Here is a 16750-nt window from a genome sequence, read left to right on the forward strand (position 1 = left end):
TTTTAAGATGGTGAACTAGGCTACGAATGGTTTGTTCATGCGCATTAAACCGTAAATAGCAAAGAACAGCCCGCCTGTAATAACCATTAGAATTGTGAAAAGTACAGCCTTACCAGTTTCACCACACCAGCGATAGAATAGGCGATATGTGAAATACAATGTAAAGCCCACCATACCTAGTGATGCGAGTATACCGATAACTGGTATAAACGAAACGATAAACAAGCCTGCATAAATAAGCGTATTTTTTAGAGCCGTTGCACGAATCGTTTCTCGATTATCTCCACCAGCAGTCAGTAGGAAAAGACTGTATACATTAATGATAGGAATCCAAGCAATATAGGCTACATCTCCAAAACCATTTGTTTTAGATGTCATAAAATAAATTAGTGCACTAATAATGTAGGCGATTAGCCCAAGAACTAGAGATGCTAAAATTAGGATAAGAAATAAGCCTCCCATGGCTGCATCTAAATCAGAGTTATAATAATTATAGTCCATCAGAAAAACCTCCCTTCTTAAGAAAATACCTCCTAATGATACCAATCCTATTATGTTTAATCTACAAGCATTTATATGTAATTTTTAGTAGCAATCACACAAATGTACTAGAAAGAAAATGTCCATTATTTCTTTTATGATGATTTTTTGAGTAATGAAGGAAAGAAATGCAAAAAATATCCCTGGGAAAATTATTGTGCTAGTGTTGGAGAATCATTTTTTTAATTTTTCACCGTTTACTATTCGCAAACATTACTATCCTATGTTTGTAGTGGTACCTGACATGCCAGCCTATTCACAAAAAAGTCACCTTCCTATATAGAAAGGTGACCATTTTACATGTATTACATGAATTTGGCGATATGCTCGAGCTCAATACGTGAAGAATTATAGGCAGGGGCTGCTGCTTTACCAATCGCAATTAAAATAACGGGTACGATATGGTCAGCTAATTCAAAATGTTTGGCGAAGGCTTCTTTGTTAAAACCACCCATTGGTACTGTATCATAGCCCATGTCTTTTGCTAAAAGCATGATTTGCATGGAAATTAGACCAGCATCAAATGTAACGATATTTTTTAAAATCTCCTGAGGAAGCTGAGAATACAAGTTCATAGAATTAGTTATCATTAAATCCTTAGTTGCTTCATTAATATAACCAAGATCGTAATTTTTTGTAAAGATTGACTCCGCATTTTCGTACATTTTTGTATCGCCTAGCACAGCAATAACAGCTGAGGAAGTTTCCACTTGTTCTTGATTGTTAGCAATGGCACGTAACTCTTTTTTTATTACTTCATCTTGAATGACGATAAAGCGCCATGGCTGTAAGTTACTTGAAGATGGCGCAGAAGTGGCTTCTGTTAGTAATTCTTCTAGTTGTTCTTGAGGGATTTTATAATTTTCGTCGTATTTACGAACAGATTTACGGTCATGCATAACTTTATTTATATTGCTTTTTGTCACTGTCATCATTTTGACTCCTTCATTATAAGTTGCGTGTTTACTATACGATAAATGAACTCAAATTCCAAGTAAATTGCTCGAATTAGAGAGTCTTGAATGAAGGATTTCTGATGAGAGGATGATTGCCTGAATGTCATGACGCACCAAACTCGAAATTTGCAAGGAGAAACAACTGAATTTTTTCATGCTTTAGATAGAATTTATCTTTTAGAAAAAATGTAGAGGAGTGCTTTATGGAGAAGTTGATTGAACGGAGTGGGTGTTTTCTGTGCGAAGCAAAGCAGCTCCTCAATCTCCTATAGTGGAAAACAGCGTCCTTTCTTCATTAAATGGTTAAAAGAAAAAAGACTATAGTTCCACTCAAATGTTTTTGAGGTTGTCTATAGTCCGAAGGGGAACACTTGCTATCTTAGTTTAAATGCTTCCCATTCTATATGGCTAGTAGGCGCGGACGATTTGAAGTGCTTTATCATTTTTTCGGGTCCACATAGATAAATACTTGTATGAGCTGGTATGGTCATCCGGTCAAAGGAAAGCCTGTCCTCCTCTGTTGTATCAATAAAGGTGACCGTAAATTTATCATTGGATTGCGCATAGTTCAGTAAAAAATCTTTATATACCATATTATCCACACCATGAAAGGAATAATATAAATCAATTTTCTTAGTAGGTTTTGTTTGTAAATAGGCTATGAACGGCGTAATGCCAATGCCACCAGCAACCCAAAGTTGTTGATTGGCTCCTTTGGCAAAGTCAAAATGGCCAAAAGGACCATCTATGGCAACAGGGGTGTTCAATTGTATTTGTTTGTAGACCTGCTTTGTAAAATCGCCGACTGCTTTGATCGTCACCCTAATTTTTTCTCCATCCCCACCAGAAATAGTGAAAGGGTGGGGTGCTTTTTCAATGCCTTCCTGAAAGATTTTTAGAAAGATAAATTGTCCAGGTCGGTAATGAAGCTTTTTCGTAAGGGTCAGTTCTAATTCGATGACATGGATATTTAGTTTTTGAATGTTGGAAATGGAACCGTTATACCGGAAAAACATATCTTGATACATTGTCATCATATACAGGGCAGACATAAAACCAATAGTTGTTGTAAGAGCAGTGAAAATACCCAATGCTGAGGGCTGTAATAAATCATATTCGCTCGAAAAATAAGTATGGTAAATACCCAATGTATAAGGAAGAAGCAAAAAGCGGTGTAACCAGCGCCAATGCTCATATTTTAAAAATTTTGCTAGGAATGCAAGGGCGATTAGGATGATAAATCCATATTGCCCGAGCTCTCCAAGCTCTTTCGCCCATTCACGAAAAGATGTTTGCGGGAGTTCTTGATCAGGAACCATCTTTTGCAATTGCCCATGGATCATGATAGAACCAAGTGAAAACATGGCCAATACTTTATGATAAAAATTTAAGCGCCCTAGCCCATTAAACCAACGCTCTAGTAGTTTCATTCTTGTTGAGAAAAGAAACACAAGGAAGAGTCCTGTAATCGCTAAGCCTCCAATAATATGAGCAAGCTTGTTCAGTGGATGAATGGGGGCCAGGGGGATAGCAAAATACCAAAGGCACGCACTACTGCCCATTACCAATATAATAAAAAGTAGTCCTCTATAAGCTTTCATAAATAACCTCCATCCCTATTTTTAACCATATACTTTATGGCTATACAATTATTGGATGAAAATATTTCAGATCGTACGTTCGGAATGTATGTTCCCTTTTGGGCGTATTTATGTTACATTAAGATGGTTCGCAAAATGCGTAAGAAGGGTGGAAGTACTTTATGCAAGGGAATACCCATATGGTTGGGGGCATTACAGCAAGTCTAGCCTTTGCACAAATTTCAAATGATAATCCGCTTGTTTTGGTAGGGGCAGGCGTTATCGGTGCATTACTTCCAGATATTTGCCATGGTGGTAGCAAAATCGGAAGGAAGCTTCCTATCATTTCAAAAATAGTTAATTCGCTGTTTGGGCATCGTTCCTTTACACATAGTTTGCTGTTTTTATTTTTGATTGGGATGCTACTACATACATTTATACCTTATAAGTCCGTTACAATAGGTATTTTATTAGGGATGGCAAGCCATGTTTTATTAGATATGGGGACCAAAAAGGGTGTAAAGCTATTTTTCCCAGTCTCCATTTCGGTGCGTCTACCGCTTACTACAAAAACAGGTAGTAAAGTGGAAAAAATAGTGTTTACATTGTTAACAATGCTGTCAGTCTTTTTTAGCTATGAAATCATTGTGCAGCTTCTTGCTACAAATTAAGGAAAGAAACCCACTAAAGTGTAAGACCCCCCGGTAGGTAGCAGTTTATTTAAGGGGAGTAATGTTTGTAAGCTTTGTTTGAGTTGAAGCTTTGTGCAAGCAGAAAGTATGCGTACCAATGGGAGATTGTCCGTAATTTTTATGGAGCTTTAAAAAATATCTGAAACTAGCGATTGACCTTTGCGTAACGCAAACCTTTATAAAGTGCTGCTCAAAAAGGAACCCCTGAACGAGAAAATTCTCATGCAGGGGTTTTATTGGTATTACATATTAATGGGTCATTCTAGAAATGAGAGCCGCCCATCAGTCTGCCTGTACCTCTTCAACGGTTTGCTCAACCTCTGTACGTGTTATTTTTTCACGACCGTCTTGCATGGCTTTTAATGTTTTATGCGCTAATGCAAGTGGTAATCGACAGAATAATAATACTGTGCGTTTATTAATATCTTTCATATAAAGATCAGCTTTCGCGAGATTTTCCTCTGCATAAGTAAATAAATCCTCGCGTGTCCAGCCGTCAGGAACGAAACTTACGCCACGCTCATCCATATCCTCATGCTGATTGCGTAAAATATTGACAGCCTGGAGACCTCGACCATAGCCAATTGCTAAATCGCGATCTGTTTGAATGTCTGCACCCCACGCCCAAAGCTCAGACAGCATTGTCCCAACAAGCCCTGCTACGTAGTATGTATAATCATCTAAATCCTCGCGTGTATGCACCTGCCAATTAGCTTTAGCCCACTTCGCCATACCAAAGGCCATTTCACTTGTAGAAGCTTGGACAATTTTTCGAGATTCCTCAGGGCAGAATGCTAGCCAATCTGCTAAGCGAAGGGTTACCTCAGGTAACTGTGCCGCATAAGGCGCTACCAATTCTTGATATGCCTCATTATTAAATGTGTCCTTTAAAAGGTCACTAGTTGCCGATAATAAATCAAACTTTACATCATTGGAAAGCTGTTCATGATCCTCTATTTCATCAATGGCACGCATCGCTAAATAGGCAGCTGCTACCGATACCTTTAAATCATTTTTTAAGAAAGTGATGGGTATATAAAAAGTGCGACTTGTATCTTTTAAAACCTGCATCGCTTCTTTATAAAGTCTTTTTTGATCTTTCACTTGTATTCCTCCGTTCAAATGGTTCCACATCTATAGTATATCGTATCGTAAAAATGGGGAAAGATAAAACAGATTGTTCATGAATATGGAGATATTCTTTGAAAATGGTTACTAAAAATGATATAGTTTAATAGTAAACTATTTAAACCTATACTTTTATTGTGGTCTAAAAGGGACGGTTTATACTAGTACGACAGACAAATTTCAAGTGAGAGGAAGTATAAAGTAATGGGACGTTTAAATAATAAAATTGCAATGATTACAGGTGGAGCATCTGGAATGGGGGCAGCGATGGCAAAGTTGTTTGCACAAGAAGGTGCGACAGTCATTGCAGCAGATATTAACGAGGAGAACCTAGCGAAAATCTCAGAGCTCGAAAATGTAGAGGGCATGAAATTAGATGTTTCTTCTGACGAAAACTGGGCAGAAGTGACAAAAGCGATTGTCGAAAAATATGGTCGTATCGATATTTTAATTAACAATGCTGGTATTTCTTCAGAAAAAGGTCCAGATCAAATTACACAAGCGGACTGGTCCATCATGCACAATATCAATGCTTTTGGTCCATTCCTTGGCATTAAACATGCGTCTAAATATATGAAGGAAGCAGGGAAGGGCTCAATCGTTAATACATCATCTTACACAGCCATTATTGGTGCAGGATTCAATGCATATACAGCATCTAAAGGCTCTTTACGTGCGATCGCTCGTGCAGCGGCTTCCGAGCTTGGTGCTTTCAATGTTCGTGTCAATACCGTATTCCCAGGTGTTATTGAAACACCGATGACAGCAAAATTATCGGAAGCAAAAGAAGCTATGGATATGTTAGTAAAAACTACGCCAATGGGTCGTCTTGGTCAACCAGAAGAAGTAGCGAATGCAATCTTATTTTTAGCATCCGATGAAGCTTCTTATATTACAGGTGCTGAGTTAGTTATTGATGGTGGTTATTCAGCACGTTAATTAATTGCATCGTAAAAGAAAGTGGAAATGCCTGTTTGCAAGCAGTGCATTTTCACTTTTTTTGTTTTTTTAGTAGAATGATGTTAAAGTATTATAATTCGTCAAGATTCACTTGTAGATGAGAAATAAATTGATATTTTTCGTGATTTTTTTATGAATGTTTATGAAGTTATTGCACAATTATTTCAACAGCGTTAAAGTTTAGAAAGGGCGAAAATGTCATTACAAGATTTGGGGGACTGGACGAGGCGTTATCGTTTCGGACAATGACTAGTTAGTCAGGATTTTGGCACACCAAAACTCCTTGCAAAATCCTTGACACCAATGAAGGCATGGAACTTATTTAGTTGCCTGACTACTAGCGTAATGATCATTCGTAATAGATGAGGTTACGTAATAAACACAAAGGAGAATTGTATGCCAAAGGCTATAGGTATTGATGCAGGTGGCACATTGACAAAGGTTGCTTATTTAGATGAAGACAATGAACTTATTCTAACAACCTTCCCGTCAAATGATTTGCTATCTGTGAAAAATTGGATTATTGATCATCCAGATATTGAGGATATTGGTGTTACGGGGGGACGTACAGAACAATTACTTGATGTCATTAAAACAATGAAATCGATTCATTATATAGTAGAATTTGAAGCTACATTAAAAGGTGTTCGTTTTTTGTTAAATAAGGAAGGCTACTTGTTTGAACGTAGTATGATTACTAATATCGGAACGGGTACTTCTATACATTATATGGAAGATAATACACATATACGTGTTGGTGGGACAGGCGTTGGTGGCGGAACATTAATAGGATTGTCAGCGCTTACAACAGGCATTACAGATTATAATGAAATTCGTGAAATGGCTGCTAATGGTCATCGAGAAGGTATAGATTTATTAGTCAAAGACATTTATCAAGGAATGGATACACCCATTGATGGGCATTTAACTGCGAGTAATTTTGGTAAAGTGGGCATTACACAATCCATGAAGCATCCTGCTGAGGATATTATTGCAACTGTACAGGGACTTGTTGGTGAAGTGATTACAACATTAAGTATTCAATATGCTGAGGAAAAAAATACACAGCATATCGTTTATATTGGATCGACTCTCAGCAATAATGAACATCTTGCCCGCGTAATTGCCAATTATACACGCACGAAAAAGCATACACCTGTCTTTATTAATGATCATGGCTTTTCTGGAGCTGTGGGAGCATTGTTAAATATAACGGAATATACCATTGTCTAGAGACAGATTAGAATGAACATGACTAACTTGGGTTAGGGATGTTCATTTTTTTTTTACAAAAATGCCCGAAAAAAATACCTCATATAAACGCGAGTACCTGAGCAAATTATATGTAGGAGGTGATATCTGTGGGCAATCGAAATAATAAAAACAGCAAAAAAACCATGAATGCCAGAACGCATAATCCTTTTGGCACCTACAAAAGCAAAGACCTCGATAGAAGTAATAGTAATAATAACAACCCGAATGACAACTTGAATGAGGAGTTCGCGGCAGAGTTTGATGCGAAGGCCAAAAATAAAAACAATAAAACCAATCATGATAAAAATCAACAATCCAATAAAAAGAACTAATTATTTTTTGGAGGTGTAAGCAATGGCGAAGAAAAGGAAAACAAGCTTTAAAAAGAAAAAGAAAGAGGATACACATAAAAAGAATGATCGAGAAGAATACTCAGCTGAGTTTAACCAAGTCATTCATAATAATCCTCAACAGCCCAAACAATAAACAACACTGCTCCATTAGTAATTACTTTTGGAGCTCTTATTTTTTACTTCGTTCATCATTTTATACCGTTAATTAGGAGGGTTTTCTGTGAAAAATGTGTATGTAATGCTTGGACTTCTGTTTGCCGTGCCATTACATATTCCAGAGATAGTTTTGGCACAGCAAGAAACACCTGCCTATGCGAAGTGGGGAAAGCTAGCGGTAGAAGAAGTGAAGGGGAAGTATCCCCATGCAAAGATTGTGGACTATTTACATGAGGGAAAGGAAGTACATGGAGCGTCAACCATTGAAAAATTTAAGCTTTGGGTGAAGCAACCTGACAAAGAATTTGGAGTTCATGTACGAATTAGCTACCTTACATCGACGCAAGAAGTAGAGAAAATTGAATTACAGGAAAGCCAGTCATAAAAAAGAGGATGCCTATGCTTAGGCATCCTTAATGCTCATCCCTCTAGTTTTTTAATAAATTCACGCATTAGCCCTGGTAAATCTGGCCAAGCATGACCGCTTACTAAGTTGCCATCTGTGTGAAGATTGGCATCTATATAGGTGGCCCCAGCTACTTGAACTTCTGGTTTGCAAGCAATGTAGGCTGTAAGTTCGCGTCCTTTTAGTACTTCGGGGATGGTTGCGAATATTTGTGCTGCATGACAAACAGCGGCAATCGGTTTATTGGTTTCAAAAAAATGACTCACAATGGTCGGTACATATTCATTTAAACGGATATATTCTGGCGCCCTTCCCCCTGGAATCATTAAACCATCAAATTGTGATGGATCAATATCTGCAAAAGAAGCATGTGCCTCTAAGCCATAGGCAGGACGCTCAATATATGTGTCGACGCCCTCTACAAAATCATGTAATACTGTCTGTAATTTCTTTGCGGATGGTGCTGCGATTGTGACATCAAAACCTGCCTCAAGACAACGATAATAAGGATAAAAAATTTCTAAAGCTTCTACTGCATCTCCTGCAAGTATTAAAACCCTTTTCCCCATGATTCCATCTCCTTTTCCTTGTGATCTCCTTGCTTAATTCGACATATGCAAAAAATTCCCTGCAAAGATAGAATGACCTTTGCCAAATTAGTTGCTTTACAAAGGAAAAAATGAAGCGTATAGTTTATTTAGCTAGGTAAATAATTTTTAGGAGGAAGACCATATGAATCCGATATTCCATGCTTTATTTCAAAAAAGTCGGTACTTAACGAACTGCTTAAATGAAGTGTTGAAGCAGCATCAATTATATAGCTCCCAATGGACCATTTTATATTGCTTACATAAAAATGGGCCTATGACCTTAACGCAAATATGGAAATATTTAAATGTAGAGGCACCAAGCATTACAAGAGCTATCACACGATTAGAGACATTGGGCTGGGTCGAACGATTAGACGGGGAAGATAAGCGTGAAAAAATTGTAACCTTAACTGCACAAGCCAATGACCGCTTACCAGCCATTACAGAAACAATTTTAGCTTTTGAGGAAGAAATGGTAGGATCACTTACTGCTGAGGAGCAGCAGCAGTTTATGATATTACTGGAAAAAATGAAAGGTTGATTAACTTGCAGCAAGGGGAGAATACACAAATATGGACAAAGCGATTTATTAGTCTCTTTTTAACAAATATATCTGTCTTTTTTGTTTTTTATGGGCTAGTAACGACTTTGCCGCTTTATGCCATCGGTGAACTACACCAAACAGATAAGGAAGCCGGCTTGTTATTGTCAGGTTTTTTACTATCAGCGATAATTGTACGTCCGTTTTCAGGGAAATTATTAGATGTGTTTGGGAAGAAAAAATTGCTAGTGCTATCCATAGCCGGCTATTTTGCTTGTACTGTCTTATATTTATTTATTCATCCATTTGGACTTTTACTGGGTCTTCGTTTTATTCAGGGGATCTTCTTTAGTATCATTACAACAGCCGCAGGATCATTAGCTGCAGATATTGTACCAGCCAAGCGAAAAGGGGCAGGTTTAGGTTATTTCACGATGTCTACAAATCTAGCGGTTGTCATTGGGCCATTTATTGGTCTATTATTAATTCAATATAGCACTTTTAACGTGTTATTTATTGTCATGAGTTTTTGTATACTAGCTGGAGGCATTTTAGCATTAACGGTTCATACTGACGATTTACCGCAGCCAGCACATAAAGGGAAATTAACGTTCACCTTCCATGATTTATTTGAGCGAAAGGCATTGCCCGTTGCAGCAATTGCTAGTTTAGTAGCTTTTTCGTATGCTAGTGTTTTATCATTTTTATCGGTCTATGCACAGCAAAAAGGTTTAATGGCGGTTGCCAGTCTTTTTTATGCCGTGTTTGCAGCAGCTATGTTAATTACACGTCCATATACAGGAAAACTTTATGATACAAAGGGGCCTCAATTTGTTATTATTCCAGGTATTATCTCTTTTGCTATCGGACTTATCATGCTAGCCTTCGTTGAAGGACCCATGTTATTTTTAAGTGCAGCTATTTTTGTAGGCTTTGGCTACGGAGCAGTGACAACGAGCTTACAAGCATTAGCGGTTCAATCAACAGCCATCCAACGAAGCGGCTACGCAACAGCAACCTATTTCACGATGTTTGACCTTGGGATTGCTCTAGGCTCTTATATTTTAGGAATGGTGGCCGTACAGGCAGGATATGCTTCTGTCTACTTATCAGGGGCCGGTTTACTAGGAGTGGTCTTTATTATTTATCTCCTACGTCTTGCCAAGATGAAGCCGAAAAAAGTAGTGAATATATAGTAAAACAGTTGGGATGACCCCAACTGTTTTTTACTTTTATATGCGGCCATAGCCAACGAAATATTTTTACCAATAGGTGTTCTTAATATTAGCAATAGAAACGCCTTCATTACTAGCATTAATCAGTTCCTTAATCTGATAGTTATTTTTTACAATCCATTTTGCTAAATCTACACAGGCTGTACTAGCAAAATTAGCATCCGAGCGAAACGTCATGGTGGCCATCATTGGCTCAGGTTGAAGAGTTCGTAATTGAAATGTATCTGGAAACAATGGAAGCTCCTGGCTTAAAAAATAACCGACTTCAAATTCGAATTCATCTTCTTTATCCTCTATTTCTTTCCATAAAACGACCTGAGGACTTTGAGCCAATTGGCGAATTTCTTTTGATAATATTCGATTAAATGTACGAAATAGGTCTGGAATGTCTTCTTCTTTCCCATGCGCCTTCAAAGAAAGGAACTGCTGGGCATTTTCAGCTTTGATTCTGATTTCTTGTATGGTTTCCACTTGCCCCTCACTTTCTAAAAGCTGCATACGTTCCTCAATTCGAGCAAGCTTGGCTTGTTCCATATCGATAATGCCTTGAATTTCATTTTTTTTCAGCTTAAACATTCCTTGAATATCCTTTAATGTAATATCTTCATGGACCAAATGAATGATTTGTGGCAAAGTGAATCCTAATTCCTTATAAATAAAAATTCGGTTGATTTCAAGGAGCTGGTCTGCCGAATAGTAACGATAGCCAGTTTCGTGATCCACCTTTCTTGGCTTTAATAGGCCGATTTGATCATAGTAGCGCAATGTTTTTAAGGATACTTTGCTTAGCCTAGAAAACACACTAATTTTAAACAAAATATCACCTCCAATCTCTATCATAATGGAAGTATATAGTTTCCCGTGCAGGGGAAAGTCAAGAGTAAAGTGGTTTTTATTCAAGCAGGAGCATTTTCAGGTTTTTATCAATAAATTCAGAATCTGGCTCATGCTGTCCAATCCCTGCACAATGTCCCCACTTCGATTCAATAGGGAGGAAGCGCGCATTTGGCATATGTAGTGCATCATAATTATTGTCCTCTGGAGGAAAAAAAAGATCAGTACTTCCTGGCATGACCAATGCACGAGCTGTAATCTTGCTTAATGCAAGCTCGAAATCACCATCATACGTCGAATTGGCACTAATATTTCCAGTAATGCCGGTACGTAGCATGGAGATTAAATCATTGGCGTCAAAGCTTAAAAACACTTGATCCCAGTAATCCACGAGGTATTCCTCCAGCGTTTCATAGCCTTCTTGCTGATAGAGCTGTTCTAAATAATAAGCCTGTGAGAATCCCCAAGCTGCATAGACGCGTCCCATGGCAGCCAATCCCTCTTTAGGTTGCTCGGTGTAAAAACCATTTTTCCAGTTAGAATCAGCTTGAAGGGCAGCAATCATTCCTTCAAATACAACCTTGGCATGGGGTCTGGTCATGGCAGTCCCTCCGAATGGAGCGATTCGTTCGACCATCTCAGGGTAACTTGCTCCCCATTGAAAGGTTTGTACAGCCCCTAACGACCAGCCAACTACGAGTGCTATTTTACTAATACCAAACTTTTGAGTAACCAATTGATGCTGTAGTCGCACATTATCATAAATTGAAATGAGTGGGAAATTTGCTTGATGATAGGGCGCTGGTGTATTGCTTGGAGAAGAGGATAATCCATTGCCAAGCATATTCGGTATGATGATAAAATACTTTTCTGGGTCCAGTGCCTTACCAGTTCCGATTAACCATTCATTATCAGTATGCAAGCCTGCAAACCATGTAGGATAAACAATGGCATTATTCTTTTCCGCATTTAGTGTCCCGTATGTTTGATAGGCAAGAACAGCATTTGGCAGTATGTCACCTGATTGTAGCTGAATGTCTCCCAGTTCATAAAGTTTATAATCTTTCATGTGAAAAACTCCTTTTTGTCATTAAAGATGGGATAGATGGTCTTTCTTGTCATTACTCTACGAGAATGCTATTGTGAAGTCAAAGAAACGTTTTTGAATAAAACATTCATTTTTTTTGAATCATGGGGTGAACTATACAATGGAATTGCGTCAATTAAAGACCTTTTATACACTCGCTTCAACACTCAACTTTAGCCGCGCTGCAGAGGTGCAAAACTATGTTCCATCAACGGTTACGATGCAAATGAAGGCATTGGAAGAGGAACTAGGTGTAAAGCTGGTGGACAGATTAGGAAAAAAAGTAATCTTGACTGATGCGGGTAGACGTTTTCTAGATTATGTAGTCCGTATATTGAGTGAACTTGAAGAAGCGGAGCATGCGGTTAAGCAATCTGGCGAAATGACGGGGACGTTGGTCATTAGTGCAGATGAAACGTTGTGTACGTACCGCCTGCCTGCTATACTGCGTCTGTTTCGCTTACGATATCCAGGAATTCGGCTTATTTTTAAGCCGCTGTCACATGCGAACTTGAAACAAAGTTTGCGAGAAGGGGACGCGGACATTATTTTTATGCTAGATGAGGACAAGCACGAGATTGGGTTTTGCGGAGAAAAAATGCAGGATGAGTCCTTTTATATTTTGGTAGCGCCTGATCATCCATTAGCTTCACGTACTGAATTGGACATTGAAGATTTTAATGGGGAGACCTTTTTACTGACGGAGAAAGGGTGTTCCTATCGCACATTTTTTGAGCGAAGTCTTTCTCAAAAGGGCATGGGGGGAATTACGGAATTGGAATTTAACAGTGCGGAGGCGATTAAACAATGTGCGAAAATAGGGATGGGCATCGCCATCTTGCCTGAAATGGCTGTGACAGCAGAATTGAGTAGGGGGGAACTAGTCTCGTTACCGTGGGATATGTCGGCCACATCGTTTGCCACCCAAATGTTTTGGCATGAAGAAAAGTGGATTTCGCCTGCCATCCAAGCTTTTTTAAACTTGGCACGAGACTTTGCTTGAAGTTTAATCACAATAAACAATTTAACAATGACTCTCTCAATTTTCACAATCAATATTTTCTTTATCAATACATTAGGTTATAAAGATAATCCGTTTACAATGATTGTAGGTGTTCAATCAAATAGTAAATATAGACCTGTATCAAGTGTAGAGTTTGGATTTAAACCTGAAAACAGCATTTAGAGAAATAGCTAATCAAATAGTAACCACCGTGGAACGAGATGTAATGTGGCTAGAACCAAGATTATTCTGTAAGATAAACAAACACAAGGTCTTTAAGATTCGTTTCATTTAAAGGGTTTAATTTAGAAGTTAATGAGCTTTAAAATACGAAATTAAGTAAAGGGTGGTATTTATGTGTTAAGAAAAATAATTATTATTTCATTTGCATTGATTTTTCTATGTGTGGGATGTTCTAATGATACAAAGAAAATTATTTTAGAGATGGCTGATGAAAATGGAGATTTTAAAGAAAGTTTAGAAATCCTAGATAAAGATCAAGTCTCAATAATAAATAAAATTCTTACTAAAGTTAAATGGAAAGAAAAAAGTGAAGAGTCATTTGGACTATTAAAGTTTAGAATGTCTTTTGATTTTATAGACCCTGATAAGGAGTTGAAGTCTTCTTATTATTTAATCTATGTCAATTCAAAAGAACAAGTAACTCTGGTAGAAAATGATATGAAATATACTAAATTATCAAAAGAAGAATCAAAAGAATTACTTGAAATACTAGCAAATAAATAACTTAAAGGACAAAGATAGTGAAATTAAAAATCAATATATTTTTAATGAAGAACTTTATGAAGAACAAATGCTTTAATGAAAGAATATTGATTTTTCAAAACTAAATGTTCACAACTATTGAGAGAGTCTTAAATGACTCTCTTTTATGCAATAATATTTCCCATTAAATAAAACTAAAAGATAGATTATTTATTCAATAGCATGTTGTTCCTAAAGAGAGAAACTTTAGCTTGATAAAGAAATGAAAGGAGAGCAAATATGTCCGCCCTCCTTTTTATTTTAGGTTCTTTTGTAAAAATGCCTTAGTTCGGTCGTTTTGTGGGTTTGTAAAGAAGTTATCGGGGTGGTCAGATTCGATAATTTGTCCATCATCCATAAAGACAACCTTATTGGCTACTTCACGCGCAAAGCCCATTTCATGTGTAACGACAATCATAGTCATTTGGTCTTCAGCTAAGCTTTTCATGACCTTTAATACTTCTCCTGTCAGCTCAGGATCTAAGGCAGATGTTGGCTCGTCAAATAATAAAATTTGAGGGTTCATCATTAAAGCACGGGCAATTGCCACTCGTTGCTTTTGACCACCGGATAAATTAGCTGGATAGGCATTTGCCTTCTCGGAAAGCCCAATTTTTTTCAATAAATCTAGACAACGGCTCGAAATGGCTTCAGCTGATTCTTGTTTTAATAAGCGAGGGGCCATTTCAAGGTTTTGCTGCACTGTTAAGTGGGGGAATAGGTTAAAATGTTGAAAGACCATCCCCATTTTAGCTGTCAGGTTTTTGATTTCCTGTGGCTTGGCATACACGCCGTCCTGCACAAGATAATCACCATCTACTAAAATGCTACCACCATCAATTTCCTCTAAATGAATTAAGCTTCGGAGCATGGTACTTTTACCAGACCCAGAGGGACCGATTACCGCAATGACATCGTTCTTCTCTACAGAAAATGAAATTTGTTTAAGAACCTCGACTTGATTAAAAGATTTTTTTAAGTTGGTTACTGCCATCAATGCCATATAGATCACCTCTATTCAAATTTAAAACGTTTTTCTAGCCATTTAAAGAATACGGTCAAGATCAGCGTCATGATTAAATAAATAGCACCAGCAATAAAGAAAGGTACAATCGTAAAGTCACGATTGACGGCTGTTTGCGCAAAATGTAGTAATTCTGGAACTGCTACAGCATAGAGTAGGGCTGTGTCCTTAATTAGCGTAACAGATTCATTCGATAAAGCTGGTAAGGCTACGCGGAACATTTGTGGCAAAATGACACGTGTTGTGGTTTGCCATTTTGATAAACCGAGTACTTGTGCTGCCTCATATTGTCCTTTATCGATGGCGAGTAGTCCACCACGAAAAATTTCAGCAAAGTAGGCAGCATAATTTAAAATAAAGCCAAGGCACGCGGCTACAAAACGATCCAATACTAAATATTCACCGATTACTGGCAGCATAGGTAGACCAAAGCAAATTAATAATAATTGTAGCAATAGTGGTGTACCACGCATGATATAAATATACGTATGTGCAAGCCAAGAAAGTGGTTTAATGCGACTTTTCACTGCAAGTGTCAATAAAAAGCCAAATGGAATCGATATAAGAATGGCGATGAAAAACAGGATAACGGTCATTTTCGCGCCCTCTAGCATCGGCCATATCATAGTTTGCCAGTAATCTGTCATAGTGATGTCCCTCCAAAGAGAGTAAGAGTTTCGCAGAGGAAACTCTTACAAAAAATATCCTGTCTTTATTTTAATACTTTATCCTCACCGAACCATTTTGTAGAAATATCAGCTGCTGTACCGTCTTCATTCATTTTGTCTAATGCAGCTTGCAATTTTTCCAATAATGCTTCATTCCCTGGTTTTACACCAATACCGTACTGTTCTGGAGCAAGTGTTTCCTCTAATAATTTAAATGTATCAGGCTCTTGTGTCATGTAATATTCTGCTACAACAGCATCAATTACTACGGCATCAACACGTCCTGTCTTTAAGTCTGATAAAGCTAAAACGTTATCCGAGAATTCTGTAATTGTTTTTATCTCTTTGTGGATTGGGTTACCATTTAATGCGTCTGCAGCAGAAGAAAGAGATTGAATGCCTACTTCTGTGCCTGCTAAATCAGTTAATTTTACAATCTTAGAATCTGCTTTAGTCATAACCACTTGAGAGTTTTCGAGATAAGGCTTTGTAAATAATACTTTTTCCTTGCGCTCATCTGTAATGGTATAACCGTTCCAAATTAAATCAATACGTCCGCTGAGTAATTCAGCCTCTTTCGTTTTCCAGTCGATTGGTTGGAATTCAGCTTCTACGCCCATATGCTCAGCTGCCGCGCGTGCTAAATCAATATCAAATCCCACGATTTCATTTTTATCATCGCGAAAGCCCATCGGTGCAAATTTATCGTCAATGCCAATAATGATTTTTTCCTGATCAGCTGAAGATGGGTCTTTCTCTGTTGATTTTTCTTTTGATGTGCCACATGCTGCTAAAACAATGACAGCTGTTAGCATCATCACTAAAGTTATTATACGTTTCATCCTTATTTCCCCCTATATAAAACTATCACTTTCGTTTGCTAAACTACTAATGTGTTAAAGGATATCACCGCGTCTAATGTATGTCAATATCGTTTTGGATTAATCAGAAAATTTTATGCGTATTAGAGCTAATTTT

20 protein-coding genes are annotated in these 16750 nt (G+C 37.7%); 10 read left to right on the forward strand and 10 right to left on the reverse strand.

Features of this window, described 5'->3' with window-relative positions:
* Positions 1 to 15: 15 nt before the first annotated feature.
* The 3 genes from ACE1MS_RS07685 to ACE1MS_RS07695 all read right to left on the reverse strand — a co-directional run bounded on the left by ACE1MS_RS07685 (position 16) and on the right by ACE1MS_RS07695 (position 3097).
* Complete coding sequence (locus tag ACE1MS_RS07685; RefSeq protein WP_012293817.1) at positions 16 to 501, reverse strand: hypothetical protein; 486 nt, start codon at positions 499 to 501, stop codon at positions 16 to 18.
* 344 nt (positions 502 to 845) lie between these two features.
* Positions 846 to 1472: a nitroreductase family protein gene (locus ACE1MS_RS07690; RefSeq protein ID WP_031419498.1), complete on the reverse strand. Its 627-nt coding sequence runs from the start codon at positions 1470 to 1472 to the stop codon at positions 846 to 848.
* A gap of 398 nt (positions 1473 to 1870) precedes the next feature.
* The gene (locus ACE1MS_RS07695) at positions 1871 to 3097 is read right to left on the reverse strand and encodes a ferredoxin reductase family protein (protein ID WP_036215484.1); all 1227 of its coding nucleotides are present in this window, start codon (positions 3095 to 3097) and stop codon (positions 1871 to 1873) included.
* Between the two features lie 161 nt (positions 3098 to 3258).
* On the opposite strand from ACE1MS_RS07695, the gene ACE1MS_RS07700 reads away from it, so the two are divergent.
* Complete coding sequence (locus ACE1MS_RS07700; RefSeq protein WP_012293821.1) at positions 3259 to 3747, forward strand: metal-dependent hydrolase; 489 nt, start codon at positions 3259 to 3261, stop codon at positions 3745 to 3747.
* A gap of 303 nt (positions 3748 to 4050) precedes the next feature.
* On the opposite strand, the gene ACE1MS_RS07705 is transcribed toward ACE1MS_RS07700, so the two are convergent.
* A complete protein-coding gene (locus ACE1MS_RS07705; protein ID WP_080695181.1) occupies positions 4051 to 4872 on the reverse strand; it encodes a squalene/phytoene synthase family protein in 822 nt (273 codons plus the stop codon).
* 228 nt (positions 4873 to 5100) lie between these two features.
* Here ACE1MS_RS07705 and ACE1MS_RS07710 point away from each other — a divergent pair, with 228 nt between their 5' ends.
* From ACE1MS_RS07710 to ACE1MS_RS07730, 5 genes are all read left to right on the forward strand, one after another.
* Positions 5101 to 5835: an SDR family NAD(P)-dependent oxidoreductase gene (locus ACE1MS_RS07710; RefSeq protein WP_031419505.1), complete on the forward strand. Its 735-nt coding sequence runs from the start codon at positions 5101 to 5103 to the stop codon at positions 5833 to 5835.
* Between the two features lie 417 nt (positions 5836 to 6252).
* Positions 6253 to 7089: a type II pantothenate kinase gene (gene coaW, locus ACE1MS_RS07715; protein ID WP_012293825.1), complete on the forward strand. Its 837-nt coding sequence runs from the start codon at positions 6253 to 6255 to the stop codon at positions 7087 to 7089.
* A gap of 128 nt (positions 7090 to 7217) precedes the next feature.
* A complete protein-coding gene (locus ACE1MS_RS07720; RefSeq protein ID WP_031419509.1) occupies positions 7218 to 7442 on the forward strand; it encodes a hypothetical protein in 225 nt (74 codons plus the stop codon).
* Between the two features lie 22 nt (positions 7443 to 7464).
* Positions 7465 to 7596 carry a hypothetical protein gene (locus tag ACE1MS_RS07725; RefSeq protein WP_004269370.1) on the forward strand — a complete coding sequence of 44 codons (132 nt, stop codon included), beginning with the start codon at positions 7465 to 7467 and terminating at the stop codon, positions 7594 to 7596.
* An 87-nt stretch (positions 7597 to 7683) separates the two neighbouring features.
* The gene (locus ACE1MS_RS07730; RefSeq protein WP_447402814.1) at positions 7684 to 8004 is read left to right on the forward strand and encodes a DUF3889 domain-containing protein; all 321 of its coding nucleotides are present in this window, start codon (positions 7684 to 7686) and stop codon (positions 8002 to 8004) included.
* A 35-nt stretch (positions 8005 to 8039) separates the two neighbouring features.
* Here the strand turns inward: ACE1MS_RS07730 and ACE1MS_RS07735 are convergent, their stop codons facing one another.
* The gene (locus tag ACE1MS_RS07735) at positions 8040 to 8594 is read right to left on the reverse strand and encodes a DJ-1/PfpI family protein (protein WP_031419513.1); all 555 of its coding nucleotides are present in this window, start codon (positions 8592 to 8594) and stop codon (positions 8040 to 8042) included.
* Between the two features lie 163 nt (positions 8595 to 8757).
* Here ACE1MS_RS07735 and ACE1MS_RS07740 point away from each other — a divergent pair, with 163 nt between their 5' ends.
* Positions 8758 to 9156 (forward strand): MarR family winged helix-turn-helix transcriptional regulator, encoded by a 399-nt coding sequence (locus ACE1MS_RS07740; RefSeq protein ID WP_012293828.1) that lies wholly within the window; start codon positions 8758 to 8760, stop codon positions 9154 to 9156.
* 5 nt (positions 9157 to 9161) lie between these two features.
* Positions 9162 to 10352, forward strand: coding sequence for an MFS transporter (locus ACE1MS_RS07745; RefSeq protein ID WP_373561634.1), 1191 nt, complete (start codon positions 9162 to 9164; stop codon positions 10350 to 10352).
* A gap of 66 nt (positions 10353 to 10418) precedes the next feature.
* Here ACE1MS_RS07745 and ACE1MS_RS07750 read toward each other — a convergent pair whose 3' ends face one another.
* Together ACE1MS_RS07750 and ACE1MS_RS07755 are read right to left on the reverse strand one after the other, a co-directional pair.
* Complete coding sequence (locus ACE1MS_RS07750) at positions 10419 to 11207, reverse strand: MerR family transcriptional regulator (RefSeq protein ID WP_447402815.1); 789 nt, start codon at positions 11205 to 11207, stop codon at positions 10419 to 10421.
* Between the two features lie 76 nt (positions 11208 to 11283).
* Positions 11284 to 12294 carry an alpha/beta fold hydrolase gene (locus ACE1MS_RS07755; RefSeq protein ID WP_012293832.1) on the reverse strand — a complete coding sequence of 337 codons (1011 nt, stop codon included), beginning with the start codon at positions 12292 to 12294 and terminating at the stop codon, positions 11284 to 11286.
* 139 nt (positions 12295 to 12433) lie between these two features.
* Here ACE1MS_RS07755 and ACE1MS_RS07760 point away from each other — a divergent pair, with 139 nt between their 5' ends.
* Together ACE1MS_RS07760 and ACE1MS_RS07765 are read left to right on the forward strand one after the other, a co-directional pair.
* Complete coding sequence (locus ACE1MS_RS07760; protein ID WP_031419520.1) at positions 12434 to 13315, forward strand: LysR family transcriptional regulator; 882 nt, start codon at positions 12434 to 12436, stop codon at positions 13313 to 13315.
* A gap of 357 nt (positions 13316 to 13672) precedes the next feature.
* Positions 13673 to 14062 (forward strand): hypothetical protein, encoded by a 390-nt coding sequence (locus ACE1MS_RS07765; RefSeq protein ID WP_036167837.1) that lies wholly within the window; start codon positions 13673 to 13675, stop codon positions 14060 to 14062.
* 274 nt (positions 14063 to 14336) lie between these two features.
* Here the strand turns inward: ACE1MS_RS07765 and ACE1MS_RS07770 are convergent, their stop codons facing one another.
* The 3 genes from ACE1MS_RS07770 to ACE1MS_RS07780 form a co-directional block, all read right to left on the reverse strand.
* Entirely contained in the window at positions 14337 to 15083 is a 747-nt protein-coding gene (locus tag ACE1MS_RS07770) for an amino acid ABC transporter ATP-binding protein (RefSeq protein WP_012293839.1), read from the reverse strand.
* 11 nt (positions 15084 to 15094) lie between these two features.
* Positions 15095 to 15751, reverse strand: a complete 657-nt coding sequence (locus tag ACE1MS_RS07775) for an amino acid ABC transporter permease (protein ID WP_031419525.1) — start codon at positions 15749 to 15751, stop codon at positions 15095 to 15097.
* Between the two features lie 65 nt (positions 15752 to 15816).
* A complete protein-coding gene (locus tag ACE1MS_RS07780; RefSeq protein ID WP_036167840.1) occupies positions 15817 to 16614 on the reverse strand; it encodes an amino acid ABC transporter substrate-binding protein in 798 nt (265 codons plus the stop codon).
* Positions 16615 to 16750 lie beyond the last annotated feature (136 nt).

The organism is Lysinibacillus sp. fkY74-1 (assembly GCF_053165895.1).

Excerpts from the sequence above, each read along its gene's own strand:
- ACE1MS_RS07760 (WP_031419520.1), top strand. The coding sequence starts at position 12,434 with ATGGAATTGCGTCAATTAAAGACCTTTTATACACTCGCTTCAACACTC.
- ACE1MS_RS07725 (WP_004269370.1), top strand. The coding sequence starts at position 7,465 with ATGGCGAAGAAAAGGAAAACAAGCTTTAAAAAGAAAAAGAAAGAGGAT.
- ACE1MS_RS07700 (WP_012293821.1), top strand. The coding sequence starts at position 3,259 with ATGCAAGGGAATACCCATATGGTTGGGGGCATTACAGCAAGTCTAGCC.
- ACE1MS_RS07690 (WP_031419498.1), bottom strand. The coding sequence starts at position 1,472 with ATGACAGTGACAAAAAGCAATATAAATAAAGTTATGCATGACCGTAAA.
- ACE1MS_RS07735 (WP_031419513.1), bottom strand. The coding sequence starts at position 8,594 with ATGGGGAAAAGGGTTTTAATACTTGCAGGAGATGCAGTAGAAGCTTTA.
- ACE1MS_RS07685 (WP_012293817.1), bottom strand. The coding sequence starts at position 501 with ATGGACTATAATTATTATAACTCTGATTTAGATGCAGCCATGGGAGGC.
- ACE1MS_RS07775 (WP_031419525.1), bottom strand. The coding sequence starts at position 15,751 with ATGACAGATTACTGGCAAACTATGATATGGCCGATGCTAGAGGGCGCG.
- ACE1MS_RS07780 (WP_036167840.1), bottom strand. The coding sequence starts at position 16,614 with ATGAAACGTATAATAACTTTAGTGATGATGCTAACAGCTGTCATTGTT.
- ACE1MS_RS07755 (WP_012293832.1), bottom strand. The coding sequence starts at position 12,294 with ATGAAAGATTATAAACTTTATGAACTGGGAGACATTCAGCTACAATCA.
- ACE1MS_RS07695 (WP_036215484.1), bottom strand. The coding sequence starts at position 3,097 with ATGAAAGCTTATAGAGGACTACTTTTTATTATATTGGTAATGGGCAGT.
- ACE1MS_RS07710 (WP_031419505.1), top strand. The coding sequence starts at position 5,101 with ATGGGACGTTTAAATAATAAAATTGCAATGATTACAGGTGGAGCATCT.
- ACE1MS_RS07770 (WP_012293839.1), bottom strand. The coding sequence starts at position 15,083 with ATGGCATTGATGGCAGTAACCAACTTAAAAAAATCTTTTAATCAAGTC.
- coaW (WP_012293825.1), top strand. The coding sequence starts at position 6,253 with ATGCCAAAGGCTATAGGTATTGATGCAGGTGGCACATTGACAAAGGTT.
- ACE1MS_RS07740 (WP_012293828.1), top strand. The coding sequence starts at position 8,758 with ATGAATCCGATATTCCATGCTTTATTTCAAAAAAGTCGGTACTTAACG.